We start from the raw sequence: 18831 nt of genomic DNA, 5'->3' as shown, positions 1-18831 counted from the left end.
ACTATGCTATATCGTCCGCGGAAACTCACCTGGCCATTTGGTTGGTGCGGTCATATTCCTTTTGTCGGTTGGTTGATCGAAGAACAACGGCCAAGAACCATAGTTGAGTTAGGTACGCACTCTGGGAACTCATACCTGGCTATGTGTCAATCTGTTCTTGAGAATGCCGTTGGAACAAAGTGTTATGCGGTTGATACTTGGATGGGCGATGAGCATGCAGGGAATTATGGCGAAGATGTCTATAATGAACTCTTTGCTTACAATCAGGAAAATTATGCTTCATTCTCTAATCTGATGCGTATGACATTTGATGAGGCAACGAACTATTTTAACGATAAGAGCGTTGATCTTCTTCATATTGATGGCCTTCATACGTATGAAGCGGTTAAGAACGACTTCGACAATTGGCTGCCAAAGATGTCTGATCGTGGAATTGTTTTATTCCATGATACCAACGTTCATGAACGTAATTTTGGCGTATGGAAATTGTGGGAAGAGTTATGCAAACAGTATCCCCACTTTGAGTTTAAGCATTCACATGGGCTAGGTGTGCTGTTTGTTGGTAAAGAAAGCCATACGATTCTCAGTGAAAAATTAAATGCGATTGCTGGTGATGAAATTCTTCATGATGTTTTTGCTCGTCTTGGTGAGTTGGTTACTTTACACGCCTCGATAAACAAAGAACGTGAAGATTTCAATAAAGTACAGATTGAACTAAGTGAGCATGCCGCTGGCCTTGAAAAACATGTTCAACATCTAGAGGCTGTAGCCCACGAGCGCCTGCAAGAAATAGAACAAAAAAATATACAGTGTCAGCAGCAGGCTGATTTACTTGAGACTCAGAGTAAAATTATTGAGGAAAAACACGCTGATGTTGAAAAAATGGCTGCAGAAATTATGGCTCATCAAGAACGAGTGAGCAGCCAGGATGCGATCCATCAGATAAATCTATCAAAGCACTCTGATAAAGTAGAGTTATTGAGTTCTGCATTAATTCAAAAACAAAGGGAATTAGATGCACTGCTGAGTACTCGCTCATGGAAAATAACTAAACCATTACGTTTCATTTTCCGTCTGCTACGAGGGCAATATCATGTTGCCTTGCAACCGGTCAAGGGGATAGCTCGCGAGAAGCTAAAGCAGCTTTATTATAAAACGCCGGTGCGTTTTCGTGCGTCATTGCTGCAGGTTGCATTCAAGGTTAGGCCGAGCTGGTTCCAGCATCACCCGCAGTTTCTTCAGGCGAAAGGTTTTTCTGGCGAGCAAGGAGGGAAAACTCAGGGATTGATGATTGATATCAATACGTTGAGTGACGATCTTCAGGGTGCCCCAGGCAAAGTGGCAATTCATTGCCATATCTTTTATTACGATCTGATCGATGAGTTTCGACAACATTTATCGACGGTGCCGTTTACTTTTGATGTATTTGTTTCGGTGACCACTCAGGAAGCCCACGATGTTTGTGTTCATGAGTTGCGGAAAGTTACCCACATAGGTAAGTTGGTGGTTAAGATTGTCCCTAACCGTGGCCGAGATATTGCGCCTATGTTTGCAGCCTTCGGTGAGGAATTAAAAGAGTACGATTATATCGGGCATATCCAGAGCAAAAAGTCGCTTTATAATGGAGGGACGACTCTTGGGTGGCGTGAGTACTTATTCAATGCGCTATTAGGCTCAACAAGCAATGTAAAACGCATTTTTTCTCATTTCGAGAAAAATCCACAGTTAGGTATTGTTTATCCGCAAGTATTTACTCAGGTGCCTTACGCGGCGTTTACTTGGTTGGCAAACCGTGCCGAAGGGGCGCGGCTTTGCCATCGTATGGGCGTTGCCATGCCGGAGAGTTATTTTAACTTCCCGGCTGGTTCAATGTTTTGGGCACGAATGGATGCTATGCGTCCACTCTTTGAGCTCAACCTGAGCTGGGACGATTTTCCGGAGGAGGCAGGGCAAACCGATGGCACGACAGCACACGCTATCGAACGTCTGTTAGGTATAGTTCCTACGGCAACGGGCTATGAAACTTGTATTATCAAAGATATGCAGACACTATCTTGGTCTCCGTTCCGCCTGGATCACCAATACCTGCCCCGTAATAAAGGAACTTATAATCATCTGATAGAGGATGGCGGCACTAAAGTTGTTGCTTTTGATATCTTTGATACTTTATTAGTCAGGCCTTTGCTTAACCCTGAACACACGAAGCAATTGGTCTCGCTTCAGTTGGATCCTGTGGCGAGAGAATATTTTGATAAATATCGTGTTGTCGCTGAATCTCAAGCTCGAAATAAAAAAGGTAAAGATGTAGATCTGGGTGATATTTACGTAGAATTTTCGCGTGTGTCCGGGATGTCAAAAGATCAGGTAGAGCGTATTCGTTCACTTGAGGAACAGGTAGAACTTGGCTCCGTTAGCGCAAGGAAAGAAGCTGTCGATTTAATATCACTTGCGAAAGATGCTGGTAAGCGCGTTGTACTGATTAGCGATATGTTCCTGCCAAAACCCACGATTGAAGCGATGCTGGAAAATAATGGCATTGAAGGATGGGATAAGCTTTATCTTTCTTCTGATCGGGGCGTTAGGAAAGATACCGGGGAGCTTTATAAGCTGATGATGGCCGAGGAGTCTGTGACGGGTAGTGAAGTTGTTATGATTGGTGACAACGAACGCTCAGATTTACAGTTGCCAGCCGATTTCTTTGGTATTCGTTGTATTCACTTGTTCCGAGCTAATGACTTGGCGCGCTCTTTGCCTGCTTATGAATCCTATGTTTCCCCAGAGGTTATCGATGGAAATATTGATACTGAGATCACGGCAGGTCTACTTGTTAAAGAGAACTTGAACAAAATCGCTGATTTTACTGAGAATGATATTAACTTGTTCGGTTCTGAGCCCCATCAAATAGGTTTCAACGTTGTTGGGCCTGTTGTATCTGCATTTTGCCAATGGCTTATTGAAGCTGCTAAAGCAGATAAAGTCGATAATTTATATTTCTTGGCGCGTGAAGGTAAGCTCATCAAAGAGATTTATGATCAATGGTCCGTATCTGTTCCTGGCGCGCCTAAGAGTCATTACTTACAAGTGTCCCGCCGTGCTGTTAACGTGCCTAACATTGTTTCATTTGATGATGTTAAGTCTATTGGTCAATCCGATTACTTCGCGAATGAAATATGCAATTTCCTTTACGAACGTTTTGGCCTTGAGTTGAGTGAGCAACGCTGGCAGGAGATCTACAACAAGGGATTGTGGGCTAAAGGCCGATTGTTGGAAATTCAGCAGAAAAATGTTCAGCATATCGAGCCACTGCTTCAATTCTTGCTGCCGGATATTCTCAACGAAGCCCGGCAGGAGAAGCAGGCGATGATGCAGTATCTGGCGAGCTGCGGGTTTACATCAAAGCAAAATCTCGCTGTCGTGGATGTCGGGTACTCCGGGACCATACAAAAAGCCCTTAATCGTTTGGTTGAGGGGCCTGTTCATGGTTATTACTTTGCTACAGCAAACAACGTTCGGGATGGTATGGCTCCCCTGGCAAGAACGCAGGGCTGTTATGTCAATGAGTCTGAGGCTTGCTTCAATGACTCTCGTATTTTCTCTGACAGTTTTAACCTGGAAAAACTGTTGAGCGCGAGCGATCCGCAGATAGTGAAGTATGTTCTTTCGGATGATCGTGAGCTAGCACCGATCTATAAGACATTGAGAGAAGGTGAGCTTTCTACGCGCCCAGTAAGGGATGAATTGCAGGCTGGTGGTTTTGCATTTGTTGCTGCTGCAGTGAAAGTCCGTGAAGCGATTTACCCCGGCTACAAACCATCGTTGACTTTTGCCGATGAACTTTACAAAGGGTTTACCATTCACTCCCAAGGCTTGCAAAGCAAAGTGCTGGAACGACTCATCCTTGATGATGATTATTGTGGCCGTGGCTTAATTAGCTAAAAGCGTGGCCGCAGGGGAGCCTGCGGCCAGTGTCTGTAGGGTTTACGTAATGAGTTCACATGAATAAGCAGTGTGATACCGTCGCCATCCTTCTTGGTGCAAGAAATGGTGCTGAGTATTTTAAAGCGCAATTAGAGTCGTTTCGTCGCCAAACATATAACCATTGGGCTCTATGGATCTCCGATGATGGTTCCACCGATGGCAGCCAAACCATTGCCGCCAACTTTATACGGTCGTTGGAGCAAAATGCTCACTTACTGACTGGTCCGCAACAGGGGGTGTGCCAGAATTTCATGTCGCTGGTTACTAATACGGCGATCCAGGCGGAGTATTATGCCTTTTCCGATCAAGATGATGTTTGGCTTGATGACAAGTTAGAACGTGCCGTTGCGTGGTTAAGCACGGTACCTCCAGACAAACCTGCCCTGTATTGCTCGCGGACGCGGTTGATCGACAGTAATGGTACTCCAGTGGGATACTCACCCGGTTACGCCAAGGCCCCGGGTTTTGGGAATGCGCTGTTACAAAATATCGCGAGCGGAAATACGATGGTGTTTAATCATCGGGCGAGAATGTTGTTAAGTAAGGCAAGCTTGGCTCCGATGGTGATTCATGACTGGTCTTTATACCAGATTGTCACTGGGTGTGGCGGGGTAGTTCATTATGATCCGCAATCAACGGTGCTTTATCGGCAGCATAGCCATAATGTGATAGGTAATAGCATGGCACCCTGGGTACGTTTACGTAATTTTATTGCTGCCCATGGTGGCCGTACAGCAACATGGAATGATCAAAATTGGCAGGTGCTAAACTGTGTATCGGATGATTTGACACCCAAAGCTAAACGGTCGCTTGGGGCTTTTCGCCGTATCCGCAACAGTGGCCTGTTAGGCCGACTGCGTTTAATGCGTGAATCGGGCATTTATCACCAGCAGTTGCTGGGTAGTGTGACAACGTTAACTTACGTGCTGCTTAATAAAATATAATTTGGTGTAACCTGTGGAAATCATAGCTTCGCTTGTGCTTTATAAGCATAAGTATCAAGATGTTAAGCAGACTTTATCCTCGCTTTTTGGCGAGGAGAGCGTGTCGAAGGTTGTACTCATTGACAATGGTAGCTTCTGCGATTGGCTTTCCAACTTCACCCATGAAAAGTTGGAGGTAATCCGTTTACCCGAGAACAAGGGGTTTGGCGCTGGGCACAATGTCGTCTTTGAACGATATGGCGACAAAGCGGATTTTATACTGATTTGCAACCCGGATATTTTCTTTGCAAAAGGTGAAGTCGATAAGCTTTACCGTTTTAGCTTGCAGCACAAAACGGGATTATCGATCCCGAAAGTGGTTTACCCCGATGGTAGCCTGCAGCATGGTACTAAGCTGTTGCCAACCCCGTATCAGCTTTTGATTCGGCGCTTTCTGTCCACTTTTTCGCACGCTATCAATGATGACTATGAATTGCGACAGGCTGATTACAGCAAGCCTTTTTTCGCGCCTTCATTATCCGGCTGTTTTATGCTGATTAGCCGCCAGGCGTTGCGTGAAGTGAAAGGGTTTGATCCGCGTTTCTTCTTGTATCTTGAAGACGTCGATTTGTCCCGAAGGGTATGTCAATCCTCATGCCCGGTAACTTATTGCCCGGACGCGTTGGTTGTTCACGAATCACAGCGCCGTTCATACACTAACTTCCGTTTTCTGTTTTACCATATCACTTCCGCGATTCGGTATTTCAATAAGTGGGGGTGGTTACATGATCGCCAACGTAATCAACTAAACAAACGTTGCTTGGCGAATTTACCATCAGAAAAATCATCGTAATGTCAGGGGAGTGAAAGCCTGGCTGGATGAGTGGCACATCCTAATGCTTACATTTCTCAATGTTACCGGTAATCTAGTGGGCGGTTAAGAGCAAGTGCGGTGGTTATACGAATCGACGTCGCCACCGTATGTGTGAAGAATGTTATGACTATGATAGGTACATGCTCCGTTATACTCATGTACAATGGTTAGGATCGCTATCACAGCTTTGGATGCAAAATAACCTCTTCTTTCAACAGGTTATTTTCTCTCGAAGTTGACATATATTTCAGACAGGAGTTACTAAATGTCCAAGCAACAAATCGGCGTTGTCGGCATGGCGGTAATGGGCCGCAATCTGGCGCTGAACATCGAAAGCCGCGGCTATACCGTTTCCATCTTTAACCGTTCAGGCGACAAAACTGACGAAGTTATTGCTGAGAACCCAGGCAAAAACCTGGTGCCGTACTACAGCGTTGAAGAGTTTGTCGAATCCCTGGAAAAACCACGTCGCATTCTGCTGATGGTGAAAGCGGGCGAAGCCACGGACAAAACCATCGCTTCACTGACGCCGCACCTGGATAAAGGCGATATCCTGATTGATGGTGGCAACACCTATTACAAAGACACTATTCGCCGCAACCGCGAACTGTCTGACCAAGGTTTCAACTTCATCGGCACCGGCGTTTCCGGTGGTGAAGAGGGCGCGCTGAAAGGGCCTTCCATCATGCCTGGCGGCCAGAAAGAAGCTTATGAGCTGGTGGCGCCAATCCTGAAGAAAATCGCCGCTGTGGCTGAAGGCGAGCCATGCGTTGCCTACATCGGTGCAGACGGCGCCGGCCACTACGTGAAAATGGTGCACAACGGCATCGAATACGGCGATATGCAGCTGATCGCGGAAGCCTACTCTCTGCTGAAACAGGCGCTGAGCCTGAGCAACGAAGAGCTGGCCAACACCTTCACCGAATGGAACAAGGGCGAACTGAGCAGCTACCTGATCGACATCACCAAAGACATCTTCACCAAAAAAGATGAGCAGGGTAACTACCTGGTTGATGTGATCCTGGACGAAGCCGCTAACAAAGGCACCGGTAAGTGGACCAGCCAAAGCTCACTGGATCTGGGCGAACCGCTGTCGCTGATTACTGAATCGGTGTTCGCACGTTACCTGTCTTCCCTCAAAGATCAGCGCGTTGCCGCATCCAAAGTGCTGAGCGGCCCGAAAGTGGCTGCCTTTGCTGGCGACAAAGCCGAATTTATCGAGAAAGTGCGCCGTGCACTGTACCTGGGGAAAATCGTTTCCTACGCTCAGGGCTTCTCACAGCTGAAAGCGGCTTCTACAGAGAACAACTGGGATCTGAACTACGGCGAAATCGCCAAGATCTTCCGCGCCGGCTGTATTATCCGCGCGCAGTTCCTGCAGAAAATCACCGATGCATACGCTGAAAACGCCGACATCGCTAACCTGCTGCTGGCGCCGTACTTCAAGAAAATCGCTGACGAATACCAGCAGGCGCTGCGTGACGTGGTGGCCTATGCGGTGCAAAACGGTATCCCAACGCCAACCTTCTCTGCCGCTATCGCTTACTACGACAGCTACCGTTCTGCGGTGCTGCCGGCTAACCTGATCCAGGCGCAGCGCGATTATTTTGGTGCCCATACCTACAAACGCATCGATAAAGAAGGCGTATTCCATACCGAATGGCTGGAATAATGCTTTAGTTTGATCGTTGATAAAAAGGCCGCCGGCTAACACCTGGCGGCCTTTTTTTTGCCCACAATCTGGGCTGGCGGATACCAGCGGCAAATGCGTAATGTGTGGGAAGAATAACGGTGTAGCCAGCCCCAGCATGGTAACCTGCTGCCTGGCATCAGCGTGATCGTGCAGGTATTCAGGGCGTTTTCGCAGTCTGTGATGGGGTTCATTAACGGTGAACATAAAACAATTGCAGTATTTTTGTCGCGTCGTTGAAGCGGGCAGTGCCAGCCAGGCGGCGAAAACGCTATTGCTTGCTCCCACAGCCATCAGCATGCAAATAACGGCGCTTGAAAAGGAGCTTAACGGTGCTTTGTTTAACCGTAGCTCCAGGCCAATGACGCTCACCAAGCTTGGTGAGTTTGTTTACCACCGGGCGCAGGAGGTGATATTTGGTTTTGAAAAGCTGGAAAGGGACGTTTGGCAGCATGTTAATGCGAAATCAACAACGCTCACGCTGGGATCTGTCCGTTCGGTTATGTTCAATCTGCTGCCGGAAGCGATAAAAAATTTCTCTGAAAGCCACGGCCATATTGATATCAATCTTAAGGAGGTGTTATCGGCATACCAGCCAGAACTTTTGATAAATCACATCATTGATATCGGCTTTATCAGGAAAATGAATAACGATAATATCCTTGACGAAGGGCTACGTCATGAACTCATCCTGGTTGATCCTTTGATAGCGGCAATCCCTAAGAATCACTACCTTAGCCGCAAGAAATTTATTACATTACGCGATTTTTGTAACTCGCCTTTTATCGTTTTCCCGAACGACCAAAAAAGTGGGTTTTCCGGTAAGCTCTTTGAGAAGTTTAAAGAGCACGGTATTGTTCCTGCTATTTCCCACCATGCTTTGGAAATTCATACGGCGCTTGCGTTGGTCGGCGCGGGTTTAGGGGTGACCCTGGTTGGGAAAATGACGATACCCAATAATCGCCAGGATATTGTTTTCCTGCCAATAGAAGACTTCCGCTGTCTTTGCTGCATTTATGCGGTTTATAACCCCAAAAACAACAACCCCTATATTGCCATATTTATTGAACAGCTTAAAAAACTCACTACCTGATCTGTTTTAGATGTGGCCCATGAACTGCGTACTCCACAGGCATGGCTCCGGCTGCCGGGCATGGGTGCGATTCAACATCCCTAAGTGAAAAACGAAAAATCTTTACGTCGTAAACCATATTTGCAAGAAACGCAGGACTATAGCGGTACAGAAAATCACCGTAACGTATTCACTGATTGACCATACTTTTTTCTGTTTCATATAACGCTCCTCTGGGTTTAAGCAGAGTCTCGCACACGAAAATTAAAGAAATCTTAAAGTGCCGAGAATAACATCATGTTCGCGGCGTGCGTGATGGGCATGAAAGCGGAGCAAACCCGGCTTTTCCATGGCCGGGCGTTGCGAGGGGATTGGGTGATATTCCCGCTATGTTTAATGGCGTTTTTGAGGATTTGTGGTCAAACGCCTATTGGGTATAGACATCATCAATAAACTCACATTTTCTTTCACTCAGCGCCCGATCAATCCATGAGTTATCCCGGCGCCCTTCCTTGATTAAGCGAACCAGTTCCTCTTCCTTTTTATTTTTTATCAGCGTCTTTTCATAGATATCTTGCGCAACGTCGGGGCGGATCACAACGATGCCGTCGTCATCGCCCACCAGAATATCGCCGGGGTGAATCGTTACGCCGCCAACGCTAATCGGGGTGTTGATTTCACCCGGGCCGTCCTTGTAGGGCCCGGCCGGCGTGACCCCAGAGGCATAAACAGGGATCTTGAGGGTGGATAATACCGCTACGTCGCGCACTGCGCCGTCAATAATGATGCCGGCCAGGTTTCTTTGCTCCGCCGTACGCACCATCAGTTCCCCCATAATGGCATTGGTTAGGCTAGCGTGGGCATCGACGATAAGAACATCCCCTGGCTGCGCCATTTGCAGTGCCTTATGCACCATCAGGTTGTCGCCAGTGCGGGTTTTAACGGTAAAAGCCACCCCCAAAAGATTGTTTGTGCCGATTTTACGCAACCGTGCGTCCAGAACATTTGAGCGGTTCATCATGTCCGCGATATTGGCCACGGGCAATGCTTTGAACTTGCTGACCAGGTTTGCATCGGGGCGATTAATTTTTGAAAAAACTCTAAATCCGATATTACTCATTTCAAGTCTCCTCAGATTAAATCATTATCAGCATGTTGTTAGAAAAGCCCCAGCCAACGCCAATATGTCGCTGCCATCAGGCTATAAACCAGCACCGCAACCGTACAGATAGGCACGCCGACTTTAGGGAAATCACTCATTCGCAATTCATCTGTGCCGTAAACCAATAAACTGGAAATGGTGTTATAGAACAGGAACAGGGGGAACCCCCCAATGATCATGCCGGCCGGCATCGCTAATATCATGGGGTTGATATTGGCGGCTTCTGCAATACTAATTACGATAGGGATCAACATCGTGGTCATTTTTGTTGTTCCCATAAAGGGAATATGCATGTATTGCACGATAAAAATCACGATCAGCAACAGGACAATAATCGATATGCCACCATCAAATTTCAGCAGGCTAAATAGGCTGGTCGCTACCCATTTGGCCGCCCCGGTGACGATCAACAGGTCTGCGATAATAAAACCACCCCCCATGATTAACATGAACTGAAAAGCCGCCGTTTTTGATGCATCCGCCCAATTGATCACGCCAAACAAAAACATCAGGCAAACACCGATGATGGCTGCGATGGTGGTATCTATTTTGGTAATACTACCGGTCATCCAGAGTAAAACCACAAATAAGAAAATCAGGCAGCTTTTCCACTCATCTAGGGACATTTTCCCCATTGTTTGCAGTTTCTCTGCGATAATCTCTTTCCCGCCGGGTATTTCATTCGCTTCAGCTTTAAAGACGGTCTTGATGAGCCACCATGCGAAAATCGTCATGATTAACGCCGGTGGGAATCCATACATAAACCACTCTGCATAAGATATTGAGTGCCCGGTGGCTTTAAATATAAAGTCTACGGTGACTGGGTTAGGGATCGTCGCGGTGAGTATGCCGGCGCTGATGATCGAATTGGTGAAGGCCAGCGTTAAGAGCAACCCCACCGCAAACTTGCTTCGGCTCCCCTTCGGTTGTTTACTGTTCTTTCTGAAAAGCTCGATGATTGCCAGGCAAATGGGCAGCAGCGCTGCGGTTCGGGCTGCGGTTGAAGGAATAATGAATGCCAGCACAATGTTCGCGACGGTGATCCCAAATGTGATACGAACGGCGGTACAGCCCACTTTAGAAAGCAGCCAGTATATTAACCTGTCGGCAAAACCACTTTTTGACATCGCGGGTGCCATTAATAACGCAGCAACGATGAGGAAGATAGATGATGTCGAGAAGTTATTTAGCGTTCTGCCGACAGTCAACAAGCCCATTGAAACGACAACCGGTACCATAATCAGGCTGACGATCGCCAGCGGTACTGGCTCTGTGGCCCACAGGAAAATTATCCCAACGAATAATGCTAATGCTTTTTGCCCTTCCGGCGTTAAGCCCTCTGGCGTTGGCAGCAAACAGATCAGTAGAATAAGAAATGCTGCACCACCAAACCCGATCAGCCGCTGAGCCTGGTTTTTTGGTTTTTTCTCAGCCATTTTTTCCTCCATTTAGCATGGATTTTTACAATAAAACAATGCAACCTTTTTATTGAAAGTTTGTTTTTTATGCCTTACCTATCGTTATTTGGTGCGTTTGTTTTCATTTTTATCCTCGGTTTTTAAATTTTTTGTCGTAGGGTGTGTTTAATTAGGTTTATTTGCTTTTTTGTTGCTATTTTGTTACGTAAAAATATAACAATGAATTGTATTGAATACTGGATAATGTCTGGTTGATAACTATTATTTAATATCCGCTCCATTATCAAAGGCGGCAAGATGTTCATCTTGAATATAAGTTCAATAAAAATGAACTTACCATTCATATACCAGTGATAAGGGTAAAAATAGGATGAAAATCATAGGAATAAAAAACATTTTATAAAACATATGCTTTTTTTACTGACTTACAGGTTTTTGAATTGTGATGCTGTGATTATTTTTCTATGCATGGGGTGGGGCTCATCAACCATCGACAGGCCCCCGTATTGAGGGGCGTTAAAACGGCCGCTGTGCTGAAGTTGCCAGCCGGTTTATATAGGCATCATCCTTAATATGCACAGCATCTTTATGCACATCGATAAACCCCTTGCGCCGCCACCCGGAGAACAACCGGCTTAGCGTTTCATAGCTCATTCCCAATTTAGCCGCTAGTTGCCCGCGGGATAGGGGTAATGCCACCAAATCACTATGCTGGTTTTTGCGGAGATCCAGTAAATAGGCAGCTAGCCGTTGTTCTGCGGAACTGGAAGTCAGCCAATCGATGTAGTTAATATGCTCATAGAGCTTCAGGCTGAAGCGGGAAAGTAGCCTCTCCATAACAATGGGATAGCGGTGGCAGAGTTGCAGTATATCCCGTTTGTCCAGCAACAAGGCATCGCCGGCGGTTTTTGCTCGCAAGTTCATCGGGTAACGATTGTGTGGCATAAAGACGGCGGCAATCGCGACAATCTCACCTGGGTTAAAAATGCCAAATACTTTTTCCTCCCCCAGAAAGCCATGGCGTAAGACCTCTATCTGACCGGAAATTAACAGCGGGCAGTATTTAAAGGCATCTCCGTCATGGTTCAGCATATCGCCGTTGTTGAACTGCACATAAGCGCTGTTTTCAAGCCCTAGCGACAGCCCTACGTCCGGGAGTGCGCTGAATAACGGGCATGATTTAAGGCAGCGCAGTTGCGCTTCTCTGGGCAGTGTGTGTTTGACAAATGTCATAGGTCATCCTTGTTAGCTTGCCCTAGAATTAAGTGATCATAAGTGATAATGGCACGCATTATCAATGTAATTGTTATCATCCCGCTACGAATAACCCTATGAAAATCAGAATATTAAAATGCATTATTCCTATGATTGTCATAGCCAGAGCCGCAACTGAGATGGTGCGGGGCACTATTGAATTTAGCGATATAGCAAACCGGCAAATTTGTCTGCCTATGTCGGCGTTGCCGGGTGAAATTGTGCGTATGCCCGCGAATATCCCCCATGCCGTCGATGCGCCAGAGCGGGCAAAAATGCTGCTGATCATGTTACGCGAACCCAATGGGAAATAAGGAACGCACTATGGATAACGCCACTACGCACCACGAGGCTGGTCATAAATTCCTGGCGCGGCTGGGTAAAAAGCGGCTGCGCCCCGGCGGGCGGGAAGCAACGGAATGGCTGTTGGCGCATTCTGGGTTGAACGCAGACGCAAAGGTACTGGAAATCGCCTGTAATATGGGCACCACGGCCATTGATATCGCCCATCGTTTTCAGTGCTATATCGTCGGCATTGACATGGATAAACAGGCGCTTGCCCGTGCGGAGAAAAATATCGCTGCACGGGGCCTCTCCCACCTGGTTTCCACCCAACTGGCGGATGCGTCACAGCTGCCTTTTGACGATAACAGTTTTGATGTGGTGATTAATGAAGCGATGCTGACTATGTATGCGGATAAAGCCAAAGCCCGTTTGCTGCAGGAATATCTGCGGGTGCTGAAGCCCGGCGGGCGCTTGCTAACCCACGATATTTCGCTGAAAACGGCACAGGATCGCGCCGATTTGCTGGCGCAGATGCATCAGGCGATCCACGTAAAAGCACAGCCGATGCTAAAGGAGGCGTGGGTTGAATTGTTTCAAGCGGCGGGTTTTCGCCAGGTGACCACAATCTCAGGCCCGATGAGCCTGTTGTCACCGCGAGGTTTGATTCGCGATGAAGGGCTGGGCGGCGCGTTGACCATCATCCGCAATGCATTGAAAAAAGAGAACCGTCAGCCATTTTGGCATATGTTTCATCACTTTCGCCGCAACCGCCATAAGCTGAATTATATTGCGGTGGTCAGCGTAAAATAGTCTGGCGGAAAAAACGTCAAGCCTGTATCACATGCCCTGGGGGCGCAGCCCCTCACCCCGGCCCTCTCCCAATGGGAGAGGGGGCGCAGATGTCGCATAGGGGGTGTTATTGGCAAGAGCTAAGGGGTTCGGAGATCCCCTCACCCCGGCGCTCTCCCAATGGGAGAGGGGGCGCAGATGTGGCATAGGGGGTGTTATTGGCAAGAGCCGATGGGAGCACGGAGATCCCCTCACCCCGGCGCTCTCCCAATGGGAGAGGGGGCGCTGATGTGACATAGGGGTGTTATTGGCAAGAGCCGATGGGGCACGGAGATCCCCTCATCCCGGCGCTCTCCCGATGGGAGAGGGGGCGCAGATGTGGCATAGGGGGTGTTATTGGCAAGCGCCGATGGGGGCGCGGTGATCCCCCCATCCCGGCGCTCTCCCAGAGGGAGATGGGGCGCAGATGTGGCATGGGGCGCGGAGATCCCCTCTCCCGGCGGGAGAGGGTTAGGGTGAGGGCGAAAGGCGGTTACTTCTGATGCCGCGCGCGCAGGCAGCCGATCACCTTGCTTTAATCCAGATCCTACGGCGGCAGGTGATAAATCAGATAGGATGCTTCATTCGTCGGTTCGTCACGATCGTGAACCGTCGTCACTAATGCGCTTTACACGCCTTCTTCATCCATTCTTTGCGCCGCACAAAACAAAAAGGCAACGCTTTGTCCTGCAACTCGAACTTTCGCATTTTCAGCATGACAAGGCGGCACACTCTGTGCAGGATGATATTTTTTTCCAGGGGATACCAATGAGTGTAAAAGCGCCATCTCTTGAAAGCCGCATTCGCCAGTGCTGGGATGAGCTTTCCAGCCATGAACAACGGTTGGCGGACGTTATTCTTGCCGCACCTGGCCAGTTGGCGATGAATACCGCCACCGAACTGGCGCTCAGCGCAGGGGTATCAAAGGCTACCACCACGCGTTTTTTCCGCCATCTAGGGTATGAAAACTACGAGGCTGCGCGCCGCCAGGCGCGAGAAATGCAAAATAGCGGCTCGCCGCTCTATCTGCAACATTTCCAGTCTTCATCACCGCTGGATGTGATCGTTCAGGGGCATCTGGAGCGCGAAGTCGCCAATCTGGTGAATTCGTACCGTGCCCTGGATGTTCAACAACTTAATGAAGTGGTGAAGGCATTGGCGGCCGCACGCCGGATTCTGGTGTTCGGCTGGCGCACCAGCCATACGTTCGCCACGCTGATTTACCGCGATCTGGTGCATATCCATCCGGATGTGCGTTTGCTGCCGCGCGCCGGGGATTCACTGGCGGAATACCTTGCGACATCCGGGCCGCAAGATGTGGCTATTTGCGTCGGGTTGCGCCGCCGTATGCCAGCCCTGCAGGCGGCCATGCACGCATTGGCGGAACTTAACGTGCCTATTCTCTACTTGTCGGATGTGCTCTCCGGCAAGCCTTCAAAACAGGCTGATTGGGTGATCCGCTGCCACACCGAAGGGGATCTGATTTTTGACAGCACGGTTTCTCTTTCCGGCGTGTGTAATTTGCTGTGTTCACTGGTGGCGCGGGCGCGAGGGAAGGCGGGCAATGACCAACTGATGCTGATCGAATCTGCTCACCAGTGGCTTGATGAACTGGAATGATGTTTCACTTGTTGCAGCTAAAACGTTCTAAAACGGTGCGGTGGAGTGCTTGAATTGCCTGATGGTGGTGCAATGCTTGGCCCACGGGCAGATCTAAAACAGAGTGATGTGAAACCAAAGAAAAAAATTAACATCATTATGAAACAATAATTTCTTGATGATTCTTAACGAAAATTAAATCTCTCAAGGTGTTCCCTGGAGTGCCATCACGATGAAATGGCACGGATGATGCTTTACTCCTGGTGTCTTTCACCAATACCAGGGAATCACCTAAAATGCATAAAATTACATTACTTATCGCCGCATTAATCACGGCCGGTTCGCTTTGTAGCCAGGCCCAGGCTGACACGCTGGATGATATTAAAGCCAGCGGGGTGATGACCGTGGGTATCGATCCTACCTTTCCCCCCTATGAATACACCAATGAAAAAGGCGAGGTCGTGGGCTATAGCGTTGAAATAATGAACGCTGTTGCTCAGGAACTGGGTGTGAAACTCGAATTTCAAAAGACAGCCTTCAGCGGAATCATACCTGGCTTGATCGCGGGATCTTTCAATGCCGAAGGCTCTTCACTGAATGTGACGGCGGAACGGGCGAAAAAAGTATTGTTCACCGTGCCGTACAGCAAAACCGTAAACGGCGTGCTGGTTCGTAGCGGCAATGAAAACGCTAAGCTCGCCAGTAAACCGCTGAAAGTGGAAGATCTGGCTGGCCTACGCGGGGCGGCAAAAAGCGCCAGCATGCCGGAATCTCTGTTGAAAACCTTTAATGAAACGCTGAAAAGCAAAGGGTTGAAGCCCATCACCATTATTAGCGTGGACACGTTGGATCAAACAGTCAGCACGCTGATGACCAAACGCGCCGACTTTGTTATCGACGATATCGCCGTTCTGGCGCCTATTGTGAAGAAATACCCACAAAAAGTATCGCTGGTGAGCGAAATCGGGCCTTCACAGTGGATGGCATGGGCCACCCGCAAAGAGGATACCGCGCTGAATAAAGCGATAAGCAATCGGATCCTCGCGATGCAGGCTTCTGGAGAACTGAGCAAGCTGCAAACTCGCTATCTGGGCACCACGTTTACGGTTCCTGCCGATAATTTTATCCCTCAGGAGTAAGCCTGTGTGCCAGCGACACATTCATATTCAGGCTGGGCACGGCCAGGCATTCGCCGTGCGCCAGGGGCAATATTTGACCATTGTTGATACGCAGGGGCAGCAGGCCGCGGATTTTGTGGCGGTCAATGCGGCGAATATCCGCGAGAAATTGTCACCGGTTCATACGCGCCAGCATTTGCGTTCACTGTTCTTCAAACCGGGGGACGCGCTCTGGTCGAGCGAAAACCGCGCCATGCTGCAAATTATTGCCGATACGGTCGGTATTCATGATGCCAATGTTCCGGCTTGCGATCGTACGCGGTTTAGCGTTGATTTCGGCGTCGAAGGGCACCGCAACTGCGTGGACAACCTGCTGGAGGGCATGAGCGCTTACGGTGTGAATTACTACACCCTGCCGGAGCCATTTAACCTGTTCCAAAACGGCCCTGTTACGCCCGACGGCCATATGGAAGTGACCGATCCGCAAAGCCGTGCGGGTGATAGCATCACCTTTTTGGCGCTGTGTGATTTGGTGTGTGCGGTTTCTTCTTGCCCGCAGGACATTATTCCCGGCAATGGGCTGCAGGTAACGCCTATTGACGTTCGCATTGGCGACGTGAACCCGCTGGAGGCCTGAAATGTTATTGATGAAAGACGGTTTGGTGGGTGCAAACGCGCAACGCAGCCTGGCGCCCAGCGTTGTCGTGGCACCCGGAACAGCCGGTTCGATCCGCGTGCTGCGCGGGCAGTTGCTATGTATTACGGCCCTTGGCGATGGCGCGGTTGCGTCGCTGTTCGGCTTCAGTCTTGACGATCCGGGCGTGTGGCTGTCGGTACATCACACCCGGGTATTCAGCAACAGCTATTTGCTGGGGGCGGGCATGCGCATGGTGAATAACCGTCGGCGCCCGGTAATGGTATTGGGCAAGGACAGCGTGCGCCACCACGATCTGTTGTTACCGGGGTCTACCACGCCATGGCTTGCCGAACGAGGCTATGCTGGCCAGCAGGGTTGCATGGAGTCATTGGCGCTGGAACTGGCGCGTGTCGGTTTGAACGTGCCGAAATTGCCTGACCCTATCAACCTGTTTATGCACGTTGGCCTGGCCCGCAATGGCGACCTTATGCCGCAAGAAAATCTGACCCGGTGGGGGGATAGCGTTATCTGTCGTGTGGTGGCGGATATGCATTTTATTGTTTCAGCCTGCTGTACCGGGATCGAGGGTAACGATCGTCCCGCGCCGCTTGGGCTTTCGGTGGCAGAAGATCTGATGGGATTCCCATCTGAGTGAGGCGCTAATGTGGCTGGATGCACAGGTCAGCGCCGGATTGCCGGAGTTGGCAAGAGGGCTGTTGGTCACGTTGGAACTGACCGTGCTGGCGGCGTTGTTGAGTCTGGTGTTGGGCCAGCTTGGCTGTTATTTGCAACTGCGCCGCCATCGATTGCCGCGCATGCTGGGGCGGCTATACGTCAGCCTGATGCGCGGTACGCCGGCCATTGTTCAGCTGTTTGTGGTGTTTTTCGCCTTGCCCCGTATAGGGCTTGGCGGGCAGCCGCTTTTGGCCGCGGTGATCGCCATCGGGATGAACAGTGGCGCTTACGTTGCCGAGATCTTACGTGTAAACCGCCGCTTGGTGGCGCCAGGACAATTGGAAGCCTGTCGTACCTTGGGATTGGGGCGTTGGTTAACCTGGTGGTATGTGGTTAACCCACAGGTGATGCGCGCCAGTCTTCCTATGTTGGTTAATGAGTTCACCATCTTACTCAAGACAACGCCGTTGGCCTCGGTTGTCGCACTGACGGAACTGACTTATGCCGGGCAGATCGTGATCGCCCGCAGTTATGAGCCCACTCAGGTACTGTTGCTGGTCGCGTTGGGGTATCTGCTGATTGCCTTGCCGATGATTGGCCTGGCGCGTTATCTCGAAGGCAAAGGGAGGTGGGCATAATGGACTGGCAAGCGGTAATTTCCTCTGTGCCGTCTCTTTGGCAGGGGCTGCAAATCACGCTGGAGCTTTGCGCTATCGCTGCGTTTTGTGCTTTAGCTCTGGGCGCATTTCTGGCGCTGTTGCTGATGCGTGCGCCAGCTTTTCTGCAAGCGCTGGTGCGTGTATGGACGGCCTTGACGCTGGGGTTGCCGCTGTTGGTAGTGATTTACCTGCTCTATTTCGTGTTGCCGGAATACAACATCACCTTCTCGTCGCCCGTCGTCGGAGTATTGGCGCTGACGCTTTACTATGCGCCCTATATAGCTCACGTCATTCGTGCCGCTATCGAGGCATTGCCCCGTGGCCAGTGGGAGGCAACGCGTGTGTTGGGCCTAAGCCGGCTTAGGGCGCTAGGCGATGTGGTGTTGCCGCAAACGTTGCCGCAAATGCTGTCGCCCTTGATGGGATTACTCATCGGCTTACTCAAGGATTCGGCCCTGTTGTCGATTGTTTCCGTGCAGGAGTTTATGTACGAAGCGAAACAGGCCATCTCTGCTACCTATGCGCCGCTGGAGATCTATCTCACGGTCGCTCTGTGCTACTGGGTTATCAGTAGTTTTATCGATTTTTTGGCGCGCCGGTTAGAGCAGCGAATGACGCGGTATAGCCAGCGCTTACCCCATTAACCAAGAAAATATTCA

The 18831-nt window shown here is 49.5% G+C and carries 15 protein-coding genes and 1 pseudogene; 13 read left to right on the top strand and 3 right to left on the bottom strand.

Translation table 11 applies throughout. The features are described from left to right. Positions 1-3: 3 nt before the first annotated feature. From AC559G_RS15880 to AC559G_RS15860, 5 genes are all read left to right on the top strand, one after another. Positions 4-3936: a rhamnan synthesis F family protein gene (locus AC559G_RS15880; RefSeq protein ID WP_498913198.1), complete on the top strand. Its 3933-nt coding sequence runs from the start codon at positions 4-6 to the stop codon at positions 3934-3936. Between the two features lie 59 nt (positions 3937-3995). After that, positions 3996-4922, top strand: coding sequence for a glycosyltransferase family 2 protein (locus tag AC559G_RS15875; protein WP_121525625.1), 927 nt, complete (start codon positions 3996-3998; stop codon positions 4920-4922). 13 nt (positions 4923-4935) lie between these two features. Further along, positions 4936-5754, top strand: a complete 819-nt coding sequence (locus AC559G_RS15870; protein ID WP_498913197.1) for a glycosyltransferase family 2 protein — start codon at positions 4936-4938, stop codon at positions 5752-5754. A 286-nt stretch (positions 5755-6040) separates the two neighbouring features. Beyond that, a complete protein-coding gene (gnd, locus tag AC559G_RS15865) occupies positions 6041-7447 on the top strand; it encodes an NADP(+)-dependent, decarboxylating phosphogluconate dehydrogenase (RefSeq protein ID WP_498913196.1) in 1407 nt (468 codons plus the stop codon). A gap of 217 nt (positions 7448-7664) precedes the next feature. After that, positions 7665-8558 (top strand): LysR family transcriptional regulator, encoded by an 894-nt coding sequence (locus AC559G_RS15860; protein ID WP_498913195.1) that lies wholly within the window; start codon positions 7665-7667, stop codon positions 8556-8558. A 406-nt stretch (positions 8559-8964) separates the two neighbouring features. Here AC559G_RS15860 and AC559G_RS15855 read toward each other — a convergent pair whose 3' ends face one another. The 3 genes from AC559G_RS15855 to AC559G_RS15845 all read right to left on the bottom strand — a co-directional run bounded on the left by AC559G_RS15855 (position 8965) and on the right by AC559G_RS15845 (position 12350). Continuing rightward, positions 8965-9657 carry an RraA family protein gene (locus AC559G_RS15855; RefSeq protein WP_498913194.1) on the bottom strand — a complete coding sequence of 231 codons (693 nt, stop codon included), beginning with the start codon at positions 9655-9657 and terminating at the stop codon, positions 8965-8967. Positions 9658-9695: 38 nt separating this feature from the next. After that, the gene (locus AC559G_RS15850; RefSeq protein ID WP_498913193.1) at positions 9696-11135 is read right to left on the bottom strand and encodes an SLC13 family permease; all 1440 of its coding nucleotides are present in this window, start codon (positions 11133-11135) and stop codon (positions 9696-9698) included. A 498-nt stretch (positions 11136-11633) separates the two neighbouring features. After that, positions 11634-12350, bottom strand: a complete 717-nt coding sequence (locus AC559G_RS15845) for a Crp/Fnr family transcriptional regulator (protein WP_498913192.1) — start codon at positions 12348-12350, stop codon at positions 11634-11636. A 215-nt stretch (positions 12351-12565) separates the two neighbouring features. Here AC559G_RS15845 and AC559G_RS15840 point away from each other — a divergent pair. From AC559G_RS15840 to AC559G_RS15805, 8 genes and pseudogenes are all read left to right on the top strand, one after another. Further along, a pseudogene (locus tag AC559G_RS15840) lies at positions 12566-12685 on the top strand (cupin domain-containing protein); the annotation flags it as partial. A gap of 10 nt (positions 12686-12695) precedes the next feature. Further along, entirely contained in the window at positions 12696-13466 is a 771-nt protein-coding gene (locus AC559G_RS15835; RefSeq protein ID WP_498913191.1) for a class I SAM-dependent methyltransferase, read from the top strand. Between the two features lie 786 nt (positions 13467-14252). After that, positions 14253-15104: a MurR/RpiR family transcriptional regulator gene (locus tag AC559G_RS15830; protein WP_498913190.1), complete on the top strand. Its 852-nt coding sequence runs from the start codon at positions 14253-14255 to the stop codon at positions 15102-15104. A gap of 275 nt (positions 15105-15379) precedes the next feature. After that, positions 15380-16222 carry a type 2 periplasmic-binding domain-containing protein gene (locus AC559G_RS15825; protein ID WP_498913189.1) on the top strand — a complete coding sequence of 281 codons (843 nt, stop codon included), beginning with the start codon at positions 15380-15382 and terminating at the stop codon, positions 16220-16222. A gap of 4 nt (positions 16223-16226) precedes the next feature. Further along, positions 16227-16838, top strand: coding sequence for a DUF1989 domain-containing protein (locus AC559G_RS15820; protein ID WP_498913188.1), 612 nt, complete (start codon positions 16227-16229; stop codon positions 16836-16838). Between the two features lies 1 nt (position 16839). Next, positions 16840-17493, top strand: coding sequence for an urea carboxylase-associated family protein (locus AC559G_RS15815; protein WP_498913187.1), 654 nt, complete (start codon positions 16840-16842; stop codon positions 17491-17493). A 7-nt stretch (positions 17494-17500) separates the two neighbouring features. Beyond that, positions 17501-18151, top strand: a complete 651-nt coding sequence (locus tag AC559G_RS15810) for an amino acid ABC transporter permease (protein WP_498913186.1) — start codon at positions 17501-17503, stop codon at positions 18149-18151. Further along, on the top strand, positions 18151-18816 hold the full coding sequence (locus AC559G_RS15805) for an amino acid ABC transporter permease (RefSeq protein ID WP_498913185.1): 666 nt from the start codon (positions 18151-18153) through the stop codon (positions 18814-18816). The genes AC559G_RS15810 and AC559G_RS15805 overlap by 1 nt, the downstream gene beginning before the upstream one ends. The last annotated feature ends 15 nt before the right edge of the window (positions 18817-18831 follow it).

This window comes from Gibbsiella greigii, assembly GCF_039540155.1.
In the GTDB taxonomy this organism is placed as follows: domain Bacteria; phylum Pseudomonadota; class Gammaproteobacteria; order Enterobacterales; family Enterobacteriaceae; genus Gibbsiella; species Gibbsiella quercinecans.
Note: the sequence above shows the minus strand (reverse complement) of the source record. Positions and strands in the feature narration are given on the sequence as shown.

Excerpts from the sequence above, each read along its gene's own strand:
- AC559G_RS15855 (WP_498913194.1), bottom strand. The coding sequence starts at position 9,657 with ATGAGTAATATCGGATTTAGAGTTTTTTCAAAAATTAATCGCCCCGAT.
- AC559G_RS15850 (WP_498913193.1), bottom strand. The coding sequence starts at position 11,135 with ATGGCTGAGAAAAAACCAAAAAACCAGGCTCAGCGGCTGATCGGGTTT.
- AC559G_RS15835 (WP_498913191.1), top strand. The coding sequence starts at position 12,696 with ATGGATAACGCCACTACGCACCACGAGGCTGGTCATAAATTCCTGGCG.
- AC559G_RS15880 (WP_498913198.1), top strand. The coding sequence starts at position 4 with ATGCTATATCGTCCGCGGAAACTCACCTGGCCATTTGGTTGGTGCGGT.
- AC559G_RS15830 (WP_498913190.1), top strand. The coding sequence starts at position 14,253 with ATGAGTGTAAAAGCGCCATCTCTTGAAAGCCGCATTCGCCAGTGCTGG.
- AC559G_RS15845 (WP_498913192.1), bottom strand. The coding sequence starts at position 12,350 with ATGACATTTGTCAAACACACACTGCCCAGAGAAGCGCAACTGCGCTGC.
- AC559G_RS15810 (WP_498913186.1), top strand. The coding sequence starts at position 17,501 with ATGTGGCTGGATGCACAGGTCAGCGCCGGATTGCCGGAGTTGGCAAGA.
- gnd (WP_498913196.1), top strand. The coding sequence starts at position 6,041 with ATGTCCAAGCAACAAATCGGCGTTGTCGGCATGGCGGTAATGGGCCGC.
- AC559G_RS15825 (WP_498913189.1), top strand. The coding sequence starts at position 15,380 with ATGCATAAAATTACATTACTTATCGCCGCATTAATCACGGCCGGTTCG.
- AC559G_RS15875 (WP_121525625.1), top strand. The coding sequence starts at position 3,996 with ATGAATAAGCAGTGTGATACCGTCGCCATCCTTCTTGGTGCAAGAAAT.
- AC559G_RS15805 (WP_498913185.1), top strand. The coding sequence starts at position 18,151 with ATGGACTGGCAAGCGGTAATTTCCTCTGTGCCGTCTCTTTGGCAGGGG.
- AC559G_RS15815 (WP_498913187.1), top strand. The coding sequence starts at position 16,840 with ATGTTATTGATGAAAGACGGTTTGGTGGGTGCAAACGCGCAACGCAGC.